Consider the following 16,875-nt stretch of genomic DNA (forward strand, 5'->3'; position numbering starts at 1 on the left):
GCAAGGGGGCTTTCGATCCGGGTTGCGCGGCCCCGCTCCGGACCCATCCTCTCGGCGCGCCCCGTCCCTTTCGCGACGCTCCGCGCCGGCACATGCCCCCCACGCCGACCGTCGGCCGGCAGCAACGGGCCACGGGTGACCGTGGCCGATGTCACGAGATTAAAACGGACATATGATGCCATCATCGAGGTCATGCAAGATTCAACCATTCGGCTGGGGCGCACTCCGGTACCGGCAGCAGGGCCGCTACGCCGCCTCGCCGGCCGGCTGAGCACCCAGCGGGCCGGCCATGTGGTGCACGGCGCCAAAACCCTCATCGCGGCCATGCTCACCTGGAGCATCGTGGCCCCCTGGTCCCCCGAGGGCCGGCCCTACCTGGCGGTCACCACCGCTCTGCTCATGGTCAACGCGTCCACGGTGTACCAGTCCGTGACCAAAGCGGCACAAAATGTGGCGGCCAGGATCGCCGGACTGATCCTCGCCCTCGCGACGGCGCGGCTGCTGGGACCGACCGCGGGCGCCGTCGCGGTCATCGCGGTTCTCGCGGTCATCGCGGGCCCGCGCCGCACCGCCGACGACCGTCTCCAGGTCGCCTCGACTGCAGTCATCGCGCTGGCCGCCACCGCAACCGACCCCATGGGCAGTCTCCTGTCCCCCGCACTGCAGACGCTCACGGGCGCGGCGGTGGGCATCGCGGTCAATGCCCTGGTCCTGCCACCGCTCTACCTGAACGAGTCCGATTCCGCCGTACGCGACCTCGCCCGCTCGATAGGAACACTGCTGCACGACATGGGCACCGGCCTGTCCGGGCGACAGCTCACCCCCAAGGCCCACACCTGGCTCCACCAGGCGCGCAGCCTGGACAAACGCCTCACTCGCGCAGAGGAACAGGTACAACAGGCCGACGAGAGCCTGCGGTGGAACACACGCTGCGTCGCGCACAAGCGACGCAAGGAGACGACCTTCGACGACACATTCAGGGTCCTGCGCGGCGTGTCGATCCAGGTGCGCGGAATCGCACGGACCCTCGCCGACAACGCGCACGACAACCACTCCGACCACCACCTGGGACACCAGTTCCTCGACCAGTACGCCGAAACCCTCCACCTGGCGGGAGCAGCCGTCCAGGCATTCACCGAACCCCGCCCGGCAGGCGGCCAACCGGACACATCCCCCCGCGAACGCTTGCGCGCAGCGATCGACGGCACACTGGCCTGGCACGACACCATGACCGACACCATCGCCCGTGGCACCCTCACCAAGCCCGGCGCCTGGCACGTCTATGGCTCTCTCATCACCGACGCGGAAAGGCTGCTCGCCGACCTCGACCGCACCAACACGCACTGACCCACGACGCAGGCGGCCACCTGGCTGGGCACGCGGCGCGAGCACCTTCAACCCGCCCAAGCCGATCACCGGGCAGTGATGCGCGGCCTCGCCGGCACACGCCCCACCAGAGCCCGCACCGAGGCCCGCCTACGATCGGCCGGCCGACCCGCTCTGCAGGGGACACGCACCCTCATACGCCCTCGACCACCGCACAGGGCCCCAGGAGTCATGGACCGGGGGCTGCCGACACACCCCGGCCAGCGAGGGCCACCAATGCGCACTGTGACGTGCCCGAGCAGGTGGGCGGGGCCGTGAACGCCAACCAGCCGCACACCGTCACACGCAGCCCCGCACCGCCCTTGGGAACCGTGAGGAATCACAGCGTCGCTCCCGGCCGCGGCCGTCAGTTGATCCGGCACAGCCCGCGCGACGCGATCCGCGGTCAACCGGCCACGCATTCGGCGGCGTTGCGCTACTGCCACCGTTGAGCGAACGACAGTGCCGACCGGAGCCGACGACCGGAGCGGGGCCGCCGGGGCTGGGCTGCCGGGGCGGGGCGGCCGGGGCGGGGCGGCCGGGGCAGGGCTGCCGGGGCGGGGCGGCCGAGGCAGGGCTGCCGGGGCGGGGCGGCCGAGGCACGGCGGTGCACGAACCGTTGCCCGCGCCACCGGGGCGAGCACCGACACGAAGTAGAAGGAGCCGCTGCGCCAACTGCCCAGCCCCAGGCAACCGATACGGGCCACCGGAACATGCGGCGCAGCGGCTTTCGGGACATGGCGCACCTCACTTCCCATTTAGTTCATCGTTCAACCACTTCCGTGTACTGTCGTCAGTGCCTGATCAAAGGCAAGCCCCCGCGGCCGGTTATGCAGGTCGCGGGATGAGCAAGGAGAGAGATCATGGTTTTCACCATTGCGCAGCGTGCTGCGGTCGGCGCCGCTTCCGTGACGTTCGCAGCCGCGGGACTCCTCACGTCGGCCGGTCCCGCGTCGGCAGCAACGCACCCAGCCAACGACCGGACAGCCGTCGCTTCCCAGCACGTGCCGCTCCCGGGCACCCACGACGACGGCCGCAACCAGGACGCAGCACGCGACAGCAACGACGACGCCCGCCGCCGCTGGGTCAGCGACCAGATCACATGGGCCCTGCACCACAACCACGCCGACCACCCGATGAACACCGACGACAGCCTCCGCCGCTGGGTCAACGACCAGATCACATGGGCCCTGCACCACAACCACGCCGACCACCCCATGAACAACGACGACAGCCTCCGCCGCTGGGTCAACGACCAGATCACATGGACCCTGCACCACAACGGACCTCACCACTGGACACCGCAGCACGAGGAGCCCTCACTCCACTGAGACGGCTACCTCCGCTCCCCTGCAACCCACGGACGCAGACTTCCCTCACACACGGCCGCAGACACCGCCACCACTGCAACCGGCTCCGGCATGGCCGGTCCGCCCGGGCCGCCGGCGCCCAGGACACGGTCACCTTCGAGACGAAAGCAGTCATCGCCAAGACGACGGCCCGCCGGGCAATCGCACACAAGGCCCGGCGCACTCGGGGAACTCGCCGACGAACGCCCCCGCGCCGCCCTGGATCTGGCCCGGATGCTGCGCGAACTCGCCGACCACATCGAGTCTCTCGCCATCGCCCAGGCTCACGCCCTGAACATCTCCTGGGACACCATCGCGGGCGATCTCACCGTCACCCGACAGTCCCTGCACGGCCGCTACGTCGCACGCCCCTCACAGGAGCTGCCAACAGCACGTCCAGGACCTCACCGGCGGCACCCTCACCGACCTCCTGAACGGCCCCAAGAACCGCCGCCCCCACACCCCGCCCCCACACACAAGGGATGGCCCAGAGCCATACGCCGCGCCCTCGGGGACCAGCTCCGCCGACGCCTCGGACCCCGCCCGCGACAGCAGTCAAAAGCCGTACGACGCATCCTCACCACGCTCACCGAGAACACTCCCGCGCCGCGCTCATCACCCTGATCCCTTGGAGTGCCGATGCGCATTCGCCCAAGGACGGGACCCACTACGTGCCGCCGAGGCCGTTCAGGCCGAGGCCGTGTGCATTGATGATGCGTCAGGAGCGAGACTCGGTTCCCTCAGGGTCCTGCCAGCACGTGATCAGCACGTGCAGGTTGCGAACGCCCTCACTCCTACGCGTCTTTCTTGAGCGCCAGCCCATGAGCAGTCCTGCGGAGCGCTTGGGAAGGATCAGTCTCAGCACGAGACGGCACAACAGGCGTACTTGCAGCCGCCGCGCCACTTTGCTGGGCATCTGCGCCCGCGAGCTCAAGACATCGCGCACGTGCAGCAGCTTCTTCAACTCCTCGGGGTTCGGCGGGTTGGCCAGAGCCGGCAGGGCCAGAACGTCAACTGCCATGACACCCACTTGCGCGATTTGCGGGGCGAGATCTGCGAAGTCCTGCTCAAGGTGTCTGCGCTGTTTGCGTTTGCCCTGGAGCGCCAGCTCCAGGTACCACACGCCTACCCCGCAGGGGCGCATCTCAGGTTCGTTGGGCAACATGAACGTCCTTACCGTCGGTCGGACGCGATTCGGACGAGGCCGTCGGGTCGGATGCGGTGCAAAGCAGCCGGGCGCCGAACCCCCGTGAATGCACACCAGAGCTCCATCGGATGTCCACACAGTCGCGCCGATCTCCCTGACGGCGCGCCCCGCGTGGCCAGCCTTCCGGCATGCGCAGCAACCGGGCTGCGGCGCAGGCGATGGCGGCGCGGATCGCGGCCCCATGCTCACCGGTGCGGCCCTTGCCAGCGTCACGGCAGGGCGCACACGAGTCGCGCCGCACGTGCATCCCGTGCTGCACGGTCCACGCCGCGAGGCCCCGTGTGCGCGAGGCTCGATGGCTGCCAAAGCCGGGCCGGGTGTGCGACGCGTGCGAGCTCCGCGAGAGCGACCGACACCGGCGCACCTGCTGCGACTGCCGTACCGAGTTCGCCGACCAGCGCAGCGCCGATCACGGCGGCCGCTGTGGTGCATCCCCCGAGCGCAGCCAGCACGGCAAGAGCGTTGTTCGCCGCCTATTGCTGCGACACTGTCCCAACTCCACTGAACAGACCTCGCCGCCGCGTGACGGTGCACCACACTGTGGTGCACCGTCACGCCGGCCTCGGCGAGTTGGGCGTGCAGCTCGTTGTCTTCCAGGCCGCACAGGCGGGGCCCGTGAAGGCGGACGACCGCCGCGGCGTACTCACTGCCTGGACACTCGACACCACGATGGACGACCTGGCCTGGCAGACGGCCAGACGGCCAGACGGCCAGACGGCCAGACGGCCAGACGATGAACCGAGTGGCCGCACACCAACACACTCAGCAGGATCCGCAAACACGGATGCACCGCTTCGGTGGCAGCATCGCAGAAGGAGCTACACACCAGGTGCGCCACGCGGGCCTGACCGGCCCGCCCCCGCACCTACCGTGAACGGGTGCGCAGCGGCACGGAAGGGACCCGGACGTGTGCATCCCGGCCCGTCTTGTCCGTTGCCTCGTCTCGCCCACGTGTCTCACCCATGTCGCGGCGCAGCGCGAGAAATCCGGAGAGCAGCAGCGCCCCGAGTACCGCGCCGGACGCGGCGGGCCAGCCGCCCACCGTGATCAGGGGTGCTGCCAGCGCGGAGCCGGCCACACCTGCAAGGAAGTAGACAAGCAGGTAGACGCCGCTGAGGCTGCCACCGCGGTGTGGGTCGATGGCGAGGATGCGGGCCTGGTTGGCGGCCTGCGCGGTGAAGCAGCCCGCGTCGACGAAGGCCAGACCCGCCACCGTGACGGCAGGATGGTCAAGACCGGTGCACAGCAGGGCGGCGCCGGCGGCGGCCGTGCTCATGCTTGCGCAGATCACGACACGTGGCCCGAAGCGGTCGCCGAGGCGTCCGGCGACCGGTAGCGCGGCGAAGCCCAGGGCGCCGGCCAGGCTGTAGAGACCGATGGCGGCGGCGTCGAGACCGTACGGCGGCCGGGCGAGCCGCACGGTGAGGGCGACCCAGACGAGACTGAAGGCGAAGTACCACAGGCTCCCGGCCGCCACGGCGTGGCGCAGGGCACGGTAACGGCGCAGGAGGCCGGGCAGCGCGGTGAGCGTGGCGAGATAGCTGTGCGTGGGGGCGGGCCGGTGGTCCGGCAGGCGCAGCCACGCACCGGCGGCGCACACGAGCACGAGCCCGGCGAAGGAGAGCAGCATGCCACGCCAGCCGAGCGCATGCGCGAGCGCCCCGCCGACGAGTCGGCTCAGCAGGATCCCGGCGGACATCCCTGCGGCGACCAGCGCGACCGCTGTCCCGCGCCGCTCCTGCGGCACCGTTCGCCCGGCGATCGTCGAGGACTGTGCGCTGACGCTCGCGCCCGCCCCGATGATCACGTACGCGGCGAGCAGCAGCCACAGCCCCCGAGCGGCCGCGGCCAGGAGCAGGCCGCCCGCGAGCATCGCGAGCTGGCCCGTGACGAGGCGCCGTGGCGCCGCGCGGTCGGCGAGCGGAAGCAGAAACGCGAAGCCCGCGACGCATCCCACCAGCGCAGCCGTCGTGACGAGGCCGATGGCGGCCGCCGACGTGCCGGTGTCACGGGCGACGTCACCGAGCGCGGGCTGAATCGCGTAGTTGTTGGCCAACGCGATGCCCGCCGTGCAGGCCAGCAGGCCGACGGGGCCACGGGGCGGGCCGCTCACGGCGCATCCCCACGCACCAGAACAACCGCGTAACGGCATCTGTCACTGGTGGAGTTGATGAAGACGCAGGGCGAGGGCGGGCCCAGCTCGACGGTGTCGCCGGCGTCCAGCTCGTGCACCAACTCGCCCTCACGGAAAGTGAGATGACCTTCGAGCACCCAGATGAGCTGCCGGTGGAACGCGAACGCGGCTGCGGGGTAGGGGACTTCGGCCCCCGCAGGCAGCAGGATCTCCGCCATCTCGGCCGGGAACCCAGGCCCCGAGATCTGCCGTCGCGCGTAACCGGTGCCCGGGTCGAGCCATCGGGGCGCCTCGTCGGCGCGCCGCACCCTGCCCGCTCCCGCCTCGGGGTCGAGCAGGGTGGCGACGCTCAGCTGGAACGCCGCTGACAGCTTGCCCAGGACCACTGCGGTCGGATTGCTCTCGCCGCGCTCGATCCGGTTGATCATCGCCCGCGAGACCCCCGATTCCTGCGCCAGCTCGACGAGCGTCCAGCGGCGCCGGTCCCGCTCCGCGCGGATGCGTGCGCCGATGCGCTCCACCAGAGGGTCTACGATATTAGACATGCATCCACTATACGAGAATGACGTGCGAGCGGTGACGGTACGCCCCGCACTGCCCAGCGACCTGGACACCGTCCTGGCCATCCGCAACCACGCCATCGAACACAGCACGGCACTGTGGACAGACACACCGCAGTCCCGCGACGAAGGAGCGGCCTGGCTCGGCGCGCACCTGAAGCGCAGCTCGGCGTACGTGGCCGAGCAGGGCGGAGCAGTCGTGGGATTCGGCGTCTACGGCCCCTGGAAGGACTACTCCGGCTTCCGGCACACCGTCGAGAACTCGGTGTACGTCGCCGAGGGCCACCACGGCCACGGCATCGGCTCCGCGCTCCTCGGCACACTGGTCACCTCCGCCACGACGGCGGGCCTGCACGTCATGATCGCGGGCATCGAGGCCGGGAACACGCCGTCCGTCCGCCTCCACGAGCGCCACGGTTTCCAGCACGCCGGCACGGTGCGCGAGGTGGGCACGAAGTTCGGCCGCTGGCTCGATCTGACACTGATGCGCCTGCAACTGAACTGACCCCATCCCCTACCGCCGGACCTGACGCCCCCAGCCCGGACTCATCCCTGCCCCGGCAGACACGGCGCACCACAACCCAGTCCATTCGCGCCGTCAGAGCAATTCCAAATTTCCAGAACGCTGGCGTTGGCCATGAGGACAGACTCCCCCTTCGGTGGCCAAGGGCCTGCCGATCATCAACGTGTCGTCTTGATCCTGCCGTCAGGGCGGTCGCTGCGGGCAGCGACTCTGGCTTGAAGGGTTGCCAGCAGGGCCGGTGCAGTGGCGCCGCTCTGCGCTTCAAGCAGTCGCCTGATCTTCAGCAGAGTGCGCTGCATGGCGTGCGGCTGCTATTGAAGAGCACGGAGACAGGCTCCGCGGCCAGGTTGACGCACAGGTGGAGCACAGTGGCCAGGACCTGGGGACATCGAGAAGGGCGAAGGACGGAACATGGAACTGGAACTACTGCCACTGGTCGGTGTCGGGCCGCTGCGGCTCGGCATGTCGGCGCAGGAGGCGCGCGACGCGGTCCAGGCGTGGGGGCTGCTGCGGGTCGCCTCCGGTGATCCCCAGCCCGGGCAGATCCTGCTCAAGCACGACACCTCCGGCCTGAACGTGATGCTCGGCTTCACCAAGGGCGCGCTGAGCGGCGTGGAGCTGTTCCGGTTCCTCGACGAGGACGCCGACGTACGAGTGCTCCTCGACGGTCTCGACGTCTTCCGCACCCCGAGTGCGGACCTCTTCGAGCTGTTCACGCAGCGGGGCCACGAGATCACCGAGAACGACCTCGGTTTCGACGAGCTGCCGCAGCTGAAGATCGTCCTCGCCAACCAGAGCAGCTACGAGTACCCGGTGGACGAGGACGGGGACCCTCTCTACTACGACTACGTACGCCTCGCGGACCAGATCTGACGCACCGTAAACCCACAGCAGAGCCCGCACGGCGCAAGCTCCGCGAACCCCCAGCGCGACGTCCGCACGCCGGTGATCACCTGCGGCGGGTGCTGCAGAAGAACTCCACCCGTACTGGGTGCCACTTACATTGATGGTGGTCATCAGGTGCCAGATACCGCAGGCCAGCCCCACGGTACCAACGCGGGAAGATCGTGAACGAGCCGAAGCCCTCACCGAACACGTCCGCTTGGAGCAGCAGCGAGGTTAACCCACAAGCTAAGAAAGGGCGCGGTGTTGCGCGTTCACGTCGCGGTCGGATCGAGCCAAGTCTCTCTACCGGCTGAGCCGCTTGCGCAGCTTGGGAACGGAGGCCCGCTCCCACACCGTCACCAGTTCCTCCTCCCGGGTGTGCGCGACGGCCTGCTCCCCGCCGTAGAGCACTCCCCAGGTGAAACCGGCCTCGTTCGACGTCTGGGCCGCCACGGCCAGGTCGCGGATGGTGCCACGGGCCACGACACTGTCCTGATGGTCGCCCAGGACCTTCTGGCCCGCCTTGACACGTTTACCCAGGCGCTTGGCCGGTTTACCGAGAGCCGGACGGGCGGCCTCAGCCGCGTAACGCACCTTCTTGGCGGCCTTGCGGGCCTGGTGAAGGGCCACGTCGCGCTCGGGCCCCGGCGCCAGGTCCAAAGCGGGGACCATGCGCTGGGCCAGGCGGTCGAACTCCTTGAGGACCGCCTTGGCCATGACCTTGTCCGCCGCCTTGCCGGCCTTGGCACGCAGCGGTGGCTGCTGCCCGAGCGCGGCGAGGGAATCGAGCAGAGCCAGGTAGCGGCGCGAGCCCAGGGCGTCGAGACTGCGCTGGTGGGACTCAAAGCCGCGAGCGACGTTCCACGCCTGTAGCCGTGCCGAGACGGGGCCGAGGACGAGTTCTTTGGGTAGGGCTTTGACGCCCCGGGTAAGACGCTCCATCAGCACTTCCTGATCGCGTTCCGCGCCCAGCTCGCCGGCCAGCCACTTCAGATCCCCTCGGATCGCGTCCGTGACCTCGCGGTCCAGAACGGATCGGTACGAGCGCAAGCAGCTGCGCAGGTGACGACCCGCATCCGGTGCACCGCGTCGGGCCTGTCACGTCGCACGGCCGGGTCGAGGGCGGCCAGGACGCGGATCTGCTCCCGTACGTAAGCATGGACCTGCTCACCGGCCGAGCCCTCAGCCAGGTCGACACCCTCGTCACGCTCGCCGGCCGGGACGGGCGCCATCTCGTCAAGGGCCCGCGCCAGCTTCGACGACGACTGCGCACGTGCGATGCCGTGCTCGCGCAGCCGCTTCTCCACAGCGTCCAGGAGCGCGGGATCGGCGTCCTCGGCAAGCTCTACTTCCATCTCACGCCATGCCGCACTCCTGCCCTGCGCTCGCAGGGACTCCGCGCACACCGCGTCGATGCTCAGTTCGGCCAGCACGGCACCTTCGGCGTCGACGAGTTCGCACACCTCACGGGACGAGCGGATGCGCACCACAGGGGTCAGTTCGGCTCCTCGGGTGCGGGACAGGGCCAGGTCGCGCAGGGCGTCCGGGACGGCGTCCGTCAGAGCCGCCTGGACCTCCTCCCGGCTGTCGCCCGGCAACGGCAGTTTGAGGTGCCACCCGGCGTCGGAGCCGCCGGTCCTTCGTCGCAGTGTGGCCGAAGAACCGGACAGCCGAAGATCATCGGTGTCGTAGTAGACCGCGTCAAGCTCCTCGAGGCCCCGGTCGACAACAGAGGCGACGCCCTCCACCCGATCCAACGGGGGCAGCCAGGAGGCATCGGAGCACGACGGGACCTCGTACTTTCGCTCTGTCTCTCGCATCGACTGGACCATGCTCTACCGGTAGGCACGATTGACTGAACGAAACGCAACCTTGGACACAAAGTCGCACGCGAGAGCCGCATCAACGAAGCAGGTACGTCCCGAACCCTGGCGTCCACTCCTCCCTCCGTTCTGGCCGGCTTTGACACTCACCTCCTACGCCCTCCCTGACCGACCGGCAGCGCCGCATCGCCCGGTGCGTGCGTGAGGGGTCGCCGACCAGGGCAAGGCGCCCACTGTCGACGGACAGGCGGCTGCGGGGCCGCGAAGCCGAGGCGGCGACTACCCGTTCGGCTTGCCTGACCCAAGCCAGGCCGGATTCACCTCTCCCGGTGAGAACAGGCAGGAGCACGGCGCGCCCGCGCTCACCGCGCGGCTACCCGCGGGGCGCTCAGCATCCTCTCCCTGCAGGCCCTGGTCGCCGCGATCGCCACCGGCAAGAACCTCGTCGACGAAGCCGCCGCCCGCGCCGCCGTGAGCGAGGTGGTCGGCGACTGACACCACACTTCAGGGCTCCGGCGGACTTTGCTCCGCGCCGAATTCACGCGACATGCCGCCAAGCCTCTGGAACGCTGCGGGCCCGGGCCTCGCGCCTGGACACGAACAATCCGTGCTGACACTCGGGGGTGATCAATGAGATTCACGCTTGAGGGCCCGTTTCTGGAAGGCACGCTCGTGCGCCTGGAGCCACTGGAACACCGCGCGGCGGACTTGGCCGCAGCCGCGGAAGAAGACCGCAGCTCCTATCGGTTCACATGGGTGCCTACGACAGCAGAGGTCAAGGAATACATCGATGCCCAGCTCGCCCGAGCCGCTGCCGGGAAGCTGGCCCCCTACGCGCAGGTGGAGCAGGCGTCGGGGCGGGCGGTCGGGGCCACGGCCTACTGGGATCCGCGGCCGTGGCCGACAAGAAACGGTCTGTGCGCGATCGAGGTCGGTTTCACTTCGACAAGTCCCTGTGGTGAGCGTCAGGGAAGGAGATAAAGGGCCGGGGTGTTGAGTCGCTCGAAGTCGAGGGCCAGGCCGCCGGGGTTGGTGAAGGCGGCGTCGCGTAGGTCCACCCGCGTGCCGATCTGTGCCCCGTACAGGATCAACTTGACCCGGCCTTGGAGGACCGGGCTTGGAGGTAGTTCCCAACTGGCTGCTGGGTTGGACCCCTCCGTCCAGACACCCCGTTATGGGGTGGCAGGGACGCGTGACTCACGCCCCGCATTCCACACGGCAACGCCACGTGCGGCGATGTTGTGGGAAGCGTTCCGGTCGGCGTGGGCAACGACCCCGCACCCCCGGCAGATGAAAAGCCCTTGGTCGACCCGGTTGCGCTTGTCGATGTGCTGGCATTCGCAGCACGTCTGCGACGTGTACGCGGGATCGACGAAGACCAGGGGCACACCGGCCCTGCGGGCCTTGTAGACGATGAAGTCTCCGAGCTGGGCGAAGGCCCAGGAGTGGAGTTGGACCCGTTGGGGCTTACGGAGCCGTACCCTCTGCCGGATTCCCTTGAGTTCTTCCAGGGAGATCCCGGCAGAGGTGCGTTCAGCCTCGGTCACGATCGTCTTGGCGATGATGTGGTTGGTGTTCTTGACGTGCCGCTGCTCGCGGCGGGAGCGTTCTTTCAACCGGCGTTTGGCGGACTTGGTGCGCTTCTTCTGGAGCTTGGCCCGCAGCGTGAGCTGGCGTTTGCGATAGCGGCCCAGACCGCGCCCGGCGGCCTGGTAGCCGGTGGACGTGGTAGCGATGTTGACGATGCCGAGGTCCACGCCGATGAAACCGTCCGGCTCGTACTGCTCTGCCTCGGGCACGTCACAGGTGGCGATCAGGTAGAACACGCCGTCGCGCTCGATCAGGTCGGACTCGCCCTTGCGGTAGTCGCGGAGCGTCTTGAGCGCGTCGGCGGCGCACACGAACGAGACGTTCTTGATCCGCCCGGCCATCGTCCAGATGGACACCGTCTGCCGGTCGTACTGCCAGCTCAGACACCGGTCGTCATACGGCTGCGCGGCCTCGGGGCGAAACGCAATCGGCTTGGACTCCGCCTTGACCCGGCGCCTCGACTTCGGCCTGCCGAGATGTCCGGCGCGCAGGTTGGCCTGCAGCGTGGTGTACGCGTCACGCACCTTCTTGATCACATGCTGCGCGGCCTGCGCCCCGAGCCCTTCGGCCTTGAGGTGCGGATACGTGTGCTTACGCAGCTCATACTCACGCGGCACGCCGCGAGCGAACGCCACCCGGGACACCCAGCACGCCAGATCGTTGACCGTGCGCAGCGTGGAGCGCAGCGCGGCGGCCCCTTCGGCCTCCGGCAACAGCTTCACCTGCACCACGATCTTCATACCGAAACCCTATGCGGGAGCACTGACAACAAAGCAGACCCGTGCGTACACGCAGGCCACCCCCATTTCGAGAAGTGATTCCTCCCGGGCCTGAAGGCCCGGGGATCCTCACTAGATCCCGCTGAATTCGCCGCGTACGGTGAGTTGCCGGCGGCCCGAGACTTGGCGATCCACGGTGAGCGAGCCGCCTTCCAGTGCCGATCCGCCTGGGTTGTCGAGTTCGGCCGTGTCGAGGATGAGCGTGCCGAGGTGTGCGCCTCGCAGGTCGATGCCGCCGCGCGCGGAAGCCGTGGCTGAGTTGCATCGCCTGTCCCAGCTTCAGGTCGGCGCCGGTCAGTGCCCAGTCGCCCTGTCGGGCAAGGCTGGACCCGGTGAGGGTGAGTGAGCCGTCTATGCCGGCACCGTCCAGGTGGATGCTGCCTTGGACCAGAAGCCTGTCGGCTGTCACGCTCTGCGCCACGTGCAGTTGGCCGGCGGCGAGAGCCGTGGTCCCGGGGTTGGTCAGCCGCGCGCCGGTGAGGACGAGGTCTCCGCTGATCTGGGCGCCGGCAAGGTGGACCTCTCCGCGAGCGGTGAAGCCTGCGTCCAAGCGCACATGGTGGTCGGCGGTGAGCCGTTCGGCGTCCAACGCGGTTGCACCGGGGTTGTCGAGATGGGCTCCGGCCAGGGACAGCACGCCACCGACCCGGGCACGGGCCAGTTTGACCTCGCCGTGGGCAGTGAACCCGTGCTCCAGTGCGAGGTCTGCTTCGATATGCAGGTTCTCAGCATCCAGGCCGGGATGGTGACAGCCGGTCATGCGGATGAGCGGGGCGCTGGCGTGAGCGAGGACGACTGTCTCGTCCAGCCAGCAATCTGCGAGCAGCAGCCAGCGGCTCAGCGTGGCGCCCTCGAGGTCGAGCGAGCCGGTGATCCGCGCGCCGGCCAAGCTGACCGGGGTGCGAACGTCGGTGTCCATGAGCAGCCGGGCGACGACCTCAGCCCTTATTGTCCGCTCCGGTGACCACGATGCACGGCAGCGCGGGTCGTCCGCGGTGGCGTCGCCGACCCGCAGGTCGACTGCCTGGCTGCGGGCTGCCGCATCTACCAGCTGCTGCTCCGCTGCTGTCAGATCGTCGGCGGTCAGCATCGTTCCCCTCCCAAGCATCAACTCCCGCTGGTGAGCCTATCGATACGCGGCGAGAGTGATCCTCTCCTCGTCATGTCCGCCGGGGACGAGACGCCCCCGCTCTCCCGCTGTTGGCCGATCTCGGTGACGATCGGCTCAAGACCGGGCAGGGGACCTTGTCGCCATCGTCTCGCGGTCCGCCGATGACGGGCGTCGTCCTCGTGGTCGTACGGGTGGGATACGTGGGGTGGCGGCGGCCATCGGGTTGATCGCAAACACCCGCCGCCTGCCAACCTGACAGCGGGGTTGGCAGGCAGGCCCACGGCCATGTGTGCTCCCCGAGCCGCGCGGGTCCAATTTGACGTAGCCGATGTTCCGCGGGGCAGGATTCAGGTTCGCCGACCAGGAGATTGCCCATGCCGCACCGTCCCGTTGCCCCGCCGACCGCGCCGATCTGCCGCCGTATGCCGCCTCACGCGCAGCGCTGCCACGGCCTCGCACGCCGACTGCGCACCGCGAGTGCGCTGTCCGGTGTCAAAGCCGACGGGTCCGCGCTGCCGCTGCGCGGTGCATGCTCGGCGGTCGCCCGATGAGGGCCGTCCTGGTGACCGGCGGCTCGCGGGGCATCGGCCGGGCCGTCGCGCTGGCGTTCGCTCAGGGCGGTGACCGGGTTGCGGTGCAGTACGCGGGCAACCGCGCGGACGCCGAGGAGACGCTGCGGCAACTGCCCGGCGAGCAACACGTGCTGCTGCAGGCCGACCTCGGCGAGCCGGACGCCGCCGAACGGCTCGTCTCCGAGGCGGTTGCCGCCCTGGGGTCGGTCGACGTCCTGGTCAACAACGCGGGTGTGGCGCCGACGCAAGCCAACCGCCACCCGGTCGCCGACACCCCGATCGCGGACTGGCAGCGCGTGTGGCGGCGCATGGTCGACGTGAACCTGCTCGCCCCGGCCGACCTGTGCTGGTCCGTCGCCCGGCACCTGATCGACCGTGGAGCAGGGGGCGCCATCGTCAACATCGGCTCCCGTGGCGCGTTCCGGGGCGAGCCGGACTTCCCTGCCTACGCAACGACCAAGGCCGCCCTGCACGCACTCGGCCAGTCACTGGCTGTCGCACTGGCACCCCACGGCATCGCGGTCACCTCGGTCGCGCCCGGGTTCGTGGCCACCGAGCGCCAGGCGGCCAAACTGGCCGGGCCGGAAGGCGAACGCCTGCGTGCACAGAGCCCGTTCGGCAGAGTCGGCACACCGGACGAGATTGCCGCCACCGTGCACTTTTTGGCCTCGCCCGCCGCGATGTGGGCATCGGGGACCATCGTGGACCTCAACGGCGCTTCCCACCTGCGTACCTGACGACGGGAGGCACACGCTCATGCGCACTCTTCACGTCGTCACCCATCCCGAGGCGACGCACCACGTCGAGGGCGTCGTTGGCGGATGGCACGACGCGCCGCTGACGCCCGCCGGGATCCGGGCGGCGTTCTCCATCGCCCAGGCGCTGCGGGCCCGGGTCCCGGACGGCGCCGAGGTGGAAGTGTTCTCTTCGGATCTGCAGCGCACTTCGCGGACGGCCGAGGCAGTAGCCGAGCTGTTCGGTGTGAAGCCGATTCTGGATCGCAGACTGCGGGAGAAGTCTTACGGTGAGGCGGAGGGAAAGCCGCGGGAGTGGCTGGATCGGCGCTTCGTTCCGCCGCCGGCTGTCGGGGAGCGGATGGACCACGACGAGGGCGTGGAGGGTGCAGAGACCAAGGCTGTGTGGGCGCGGCGCGTCTACGCGGTCATGGACGAGATCCTGCAGAGCTCTTGCGCACACCAGATCATCGTGACGCACGGCGGCTCCCTGACGTTCGTCGTGGCGTCCTGGATCAGGATGCCGATCGAGTCGGCCGGATATGCCGGTTTCCGGGCGTCCTCGGGCAGCATCACCACGCTGCACGAGGACGACTTCTTCCACAACCGCTACGTCGTCAGCCTCGGTGACACCCTCCATCTCGGCTCCGCCCACGCCGACTGACCTGAACCCGGCCCACCCCGCCGCCTTCACCGGCCCTTGCACCCGCTCCCCCGCCCCGATGGCACCGCCACCGCCGACCTGGACCTCCTCACGCACCCTGACAGACTCCCCAGCAACTGACCTGCCTGCTCGATCAACCGGTAGTTGTGAACTTGCCGGTTGATCGAGCGGGCAGGTTCACAGCTGCAGGCCTCCTGGGATCAGGAAGGGGAAGTTCCAGGCTTCGGATGAGCCCCACGCCGGGCAAGACTGTGGAACACACCGTTTGAGACTCTCGACGTCACATCGAAGGATCACTCGTCCCGCGCACGAGGGTTCCCTCCAGTGCGGGCAGCGGCCCACTCGACCGAACCGCAGAAGTTGCGCAGCGCAGGAAGATCATCGCAGGGGTGAGAGCCCGTGACCTGCTGGTCTTGAGGCCGTCTCACGCCTGTCCGCCGGGCCGGCCCAAGCCCGCGCTCGTCTGACTGGACGGGCGGTGAGGCGCAGGGGCGCCCGCACGGGCCGGGTTCTCCAGGTGACGTACATCGCCGCTGCCGAGCAGGACGTGGGCTCGGACCCGCATCGGCTCGTCGCCGCGCCGGGAGAGCAGCACCAGCTCGTCGACCCGGGCCGTCATGGGGCCCAGGAGGGCCTCCACCTTGCGTGCCAGGAGGCGCGGGTCCGGGCTACGGCCCAGGGACAGGTGCGGGGTGTAGCCGTGCGCGTGCGATCCGCACAGCGGGAAGCGGAGCTCCAAGGACTCCCGCAGCCGCGCCCAGGGCCCGTGGCCGGCGGCGGCCGGATCGAGCCAGACGGTGGCGTCCTCACGGTGTTCGAACCAGTGGACGCCCGCCAGACGGGCTGGGAACGGCGGCGTCTCGGCGAGCGCCGCGGCGATCAGCGGCAGGGCCCGGGCGAACTCCGCCTCGGGAACGAAACCGAAGAGCACGTTGACGTGCGGCGGCCAGCGGCGGATCTGCCGGTCGTGTTCACGGCGAATGTGCTGGATCGGCGGCCACAACTTCGCCGGCGGCAGCCAGGCGACGGCGGTGCGGTTCGTCGACGGGACGGCGAGGACGTCGCCGGGTGCCGGGGCCGGCACCGGACCGACCTGCCCGGCCAGGGCCTCCTCCACCCGGTCCACGCCCGAGGCACGGTCCCACACGACCTGGCCGTCCGCCTCGAAGAACACCACCCGATGCCACGGAATCTCCCCACCCGGCACGAAGTCACCGAGCAGAACCCGCTTCGGCGGCGCCCCACGTTCGGCCACCCCCATCACGAACCGCTCAGGGTCCAAACGCGGATCCCACACCACCCGGTGATAGATCTCGTCACTGGTACGCACCTCAGCACCTGCCCTCGTCTACCAGGGTGACGCGCGCCCGACCAACCCCGCAAACCACCCCCGGGCCCGCCCCCTCGCCGCGATCACCGCAAGACAACGAAATACAACAACGGAATTCACCCCGGACTCCTGCTTCAGCTCAAGCAGCGTCAGCAGCCACCCACAGCGGACCGCACCGACCACGCCGTGACCCCGCGAATCGGCCAAAGGGAAGGGCTGGTGGGACTGGCTGACCGGGGAGGCCAACGA

The 16,875-nt window shown here is 69.3% G+C and carries 13 protein-coding genes and 3 pseudogenes; 8 read left to right on the forward strand and 8 right to left on the reverse strand.

Annotation, left to right across the window (positions count from 1 at the left end; translation table 11 throughout):
- Nucleotides 1-192: 192 nt before the first annotated feature.
- A complete protein-coding gene (locus ACFC96_RS31830; RefSeq protein WP_376615382.1) occupies nt 193-1,347 on the forward strand; it encodes an aromatic acid exporter family protein in 1,155 nt (384 codons plus the stop codon).
- 881 nt (nt 1,348-2,228) lie between these two features.
- Nucleotides 2,229-2,696, forward strand: coding sequence for a hypothetical protein (locus tag ACFC96_RS31835; RefSeq protein WP_376615384.1), 468 nt, complete (start codon nt 2,229-2,231; stop codon nt 2,694-2,696).
- 736 nt (nt 2,697-3,432) lie between these two features.
- Here ACFC96_RS31835 and ACFC96_RS31840 read toward each other — a convergent pair.
- The 3 genes from ACFC96_RS31840 to ACFC96_RS31850 form a co-directional block, all read right to left on the reverse strand.
- Complete coding sequence (locus ACFC96_RS31840) at nt 3,433-3,879, reverse strand: hypothetical protein (protein WP_376615386.1); 447 nt, start codon at nt 3,877-3,879, stop codon at nt 3,433-3,435.
- Between the two features lie 907 nt (nt 3,880-4,786).
- Nucleotides 4,787-6,034 (reverse strand): MFS transporter, encoded by a 1,248-nt coding sequence (locus ACFC96_RS31845; protein ID WP_376615388.1) that lies wholly within the window; start codon nt 6,032-6,034, stop codon nt 4,787-4,789.
- Entirely contained in the window at nt 6,031-6,600 is a 570-nt protein-coding gene (locus ACFC96_RS31850) for a helix-turn-helix domain-containing protein (RefSeq protein ID WP_376615390.1), read from the reverse strand. Before ACFC96_RS31850 ends, ACFC96_RS31845 begins: the two co-directional genes overlap by 4 nt.
- Here ACFC96_RS31850 and ACFC96_RS31855 point away from each other — a divergent pair.
- Nucleotides 6,599-7,120, forward strand: coding sequence for a GNAT family N-acetyltransferase (locus ACFC96_RS31855; protein WP_376615392.1), 522 nt, complete (start codon nt 6,599-6,601; stop codon nt 7,118-7,120). The two genes, ACFC96_RS31850 and ACFC96_RS31855, sit on opposite strands and share 2 nt — an antisense overlap.
- A 176-nt stretch (nt 7,121-7,296) precedes the next feature.
- On the opposite strand, the pseudogene ACFC96_RS31860 reads toward ACFC96_RS31855, so the two are convergent.
- Nucleotides 7,297-7,520 (reverse strand): annotated as a pseudogene (locus tag ACFC96_RS31860) (ISAzo13 family transposase); the annotation flags it as partial.
- A gap of 29 nt (nt 7,521-7,549) precedes the next feature.
- Between ACFC96_RS31860 and ACFC96_RS31865 the strand changes: the two are divergent.
- Nucleotides 7,550-8,011, forward strand: a complete 462-nt coding sequence (locus ACFC96_RS31865; protein ID WP_376265667.1) for a hypothetical protein — start codon at nt 7,550-7,552, stop codon at nt 8,009-8,011.
- A gap of 315 nt (nt 8,012-8,326) precedes the next feature.
- On the opposite strand, the pseudogene ACFC96_RS31870 reads toward ACFC96_RS31865, so the two are convergent.
- Nucleotides 8,327-9,855 (reverse strand): annotated as a pseudogene (locus ACFC96_RS31870) (CHAD domain-containing protein).
- A gap of 621 nt (nt 9,856-10,476) precedes the next feature.
- On the opposite strand from ACFC96_RS31870, the pseudogene ACFC96_RS31875 reads away from it, so the two are divergent.
- Nucleotides 10,477-10,788: pseudogene (locus ACFC96_RS31875) on the forward strand (N-acetyltransferase); the annotation flags it as partial.
- Between the two features lie 23 nt (nt 10,789-10,811).
- Here the strand turns inward: ACFC96_RS31875 and ACFC96_RS31880 are convergent.
- Both ACFC96_RS31880 and ACFC96_RS31885 read right to left on the reverse strand, forming a co-directional pair.
- Nucleotides 10,812-10,937, reverse strand: a complete 126-nt coding sequence (locus ACFC96_RS31880; RefSeq protein ID WP_376265690.1) for a hypothetical protein — start codon at nt 10,935-10,937, stop codon at nt 10,812-10,814.
- Between the two features lie 81 nt (nt 10,938-11,018).
- Complete coding sequence (locus ACFC96_RS31885; RefSeq protein WP_376615394.1) at nt 11,019-12,176, reverse strand: RNA-guided endonuclease InsQ/TnpB family protein; 1,158 nt, start codon at nt 12,174-12,176, stop codon at nt 11,019-11,021.
- A gap of 421 nt (nt 12,177-12,597) precedes the next feature.
- On the opposite strand from ACFC96_RS31885, the gene ACFC96_RS31890 reads away from it, so the two are divergent.
- The 3 genes from ACFC96_RS31890 (at nt 12,598) to ACFC96_RS31900 (ending at nt 15,296) form a co-directional block, all read left to right on the forward strand.
- Nucleotides 12,598-13,179: a hypothetical protein gene (locus tag ACFC96_RS31890; RefSeq protein ID WP_376227653.1), complete on the forward strand. Its 582-nt coding sequence runs from the start codon at nt 12,598-12,600 to the stop codon at nt 13,177-13,179.
- A 694-nt stretch (nt 13,180-13,873) separates the two neighbouring features.
- Nucleotides 13,874-14,635: an SDR family NAD(P)-dependent oxidoreductase gene (locus ACFC96_RS31895; protein WP_376268911.1), complete on the forward strand. Its 762-nt coding sequence runs from the start codon at nt 13,874-13,876 to the stop codon at nt 14,633-14,635.
- A 19-nt stretch (nt 14,636-14,654) separates the two neighbouring features.
- Nucleotides 14,655-15,296 carry a histidine phosphatase family protein gene (locus ACFC96_RS31900; RefSeq protein WP_376268909.1) on the forward strand — a complete coding sequence of 214 codons (642 nt, stop codon included), beginning with the start codon at nt 14,655-14,657 and terminating at the stop codon, nt 15,294-15,296.
- 424 nt (nt 15,297-15,720) lie between these two features.
- On the opposite strand, the gene ACFC96_RS31905 is transcribed toward ACFC96_RS31900, so the two are convergent.
- Nucleotides 15,721-16,626 carry an RNA repair domain-containing protein gene (locus tag ACFC96_RS31905; RefSeq protein WP_376268907.1) on the reverse strand — a complete coding sequence of 302 codons (906 nt, stop codon included), beginning with the start codon at nt 16,624-16,626 and terminating at the stop codon, nt 15,721-15,723.
- Nucleotides 16,627-16,875: the final 249 nt, after the last annotated feature.

The sequence above is a fragment of the Streptomyces sp. NPDC055955 genome (genome assembly GCF_042270245.1).
Taxonomy (GTDB): domain Bacteria; phylum Actinomycetota; class Actinomycetes; order Streptomycetales; family Streptomycetaceae; genus Streptomyces.

What these genes read in the sequence shown, in the direction of transcription:
- ACFC96_RS31830 (WP_376615382.1), top strand. Translation starts at nt 193, where the DNA reads ATGCAAGATTCAACCATTCGGCTGGGGCGCACTCCGGTACCGGCAGCA.
- ACFC96_RS31885 (WP_376615394.1), bottom strand. Translation starts at nt 12,176, where the DNA reads ATGAAGATCGTGGTGCAGGTGAAGCTGTTGCCGGAGGCCGAAGGGGCC.
- ACFC96_RS31850 (WP_376615390.1), bottom strand. Translation starts at nt 6,600, where the DNA reads ATGTCTAATATCGTAGACCCTCTGGTGGAGCGCATCGGCGCACGCATC.
- ACFC96_RS31855 (WP_376615392.1), top strand. Translation starts at nt 6,599, where the DNA reads ATGCATCCACTATACGAGAATGACGTGCGAGCGGTGACGGTACGCCCC.
- ACFC96_RS31865 (WP_376265667.1), top strand. Translation starts at nt 7,550, where the DNA reads ATGGAACTGGAACTACTGCCACTGGTCGGTGTCGGGCCGCTGCGGCTC.
- ACFC96_RS31840 (WP_376615386.1), bottom strand. Translation starts at nt 3,879, where the DNA reads ATGTTGCCCAACGAACCTGAGATGCGCCCCTGCGGGGTAGGCGTGTGG.
- ACFC96_RS31835 (WP_376615384.1), top strand. Translation starts at nt 2,229, where the DNA reads ATGGTTTTCACCATTGCGCAGCGTGCTGCGGTCGGCGCCGCTTCCGTG.
- ACFC96_RS31900 (WP_376268909.1), top strand. Translation starts at nt 14,655, where the DNA reads ATGCGCACTCTTCACGTCGTCACCCATCCCGAGGCGACGCACCACGTC.
- ACFC96_RS31895 (WP_376268911.1), top strand. Translation starts at nt 13,874, where the DNA reads ATGAGGGCCGTCCTGGTGACCGGCGGCTCGCGGGGCATCGGCCGGGCC.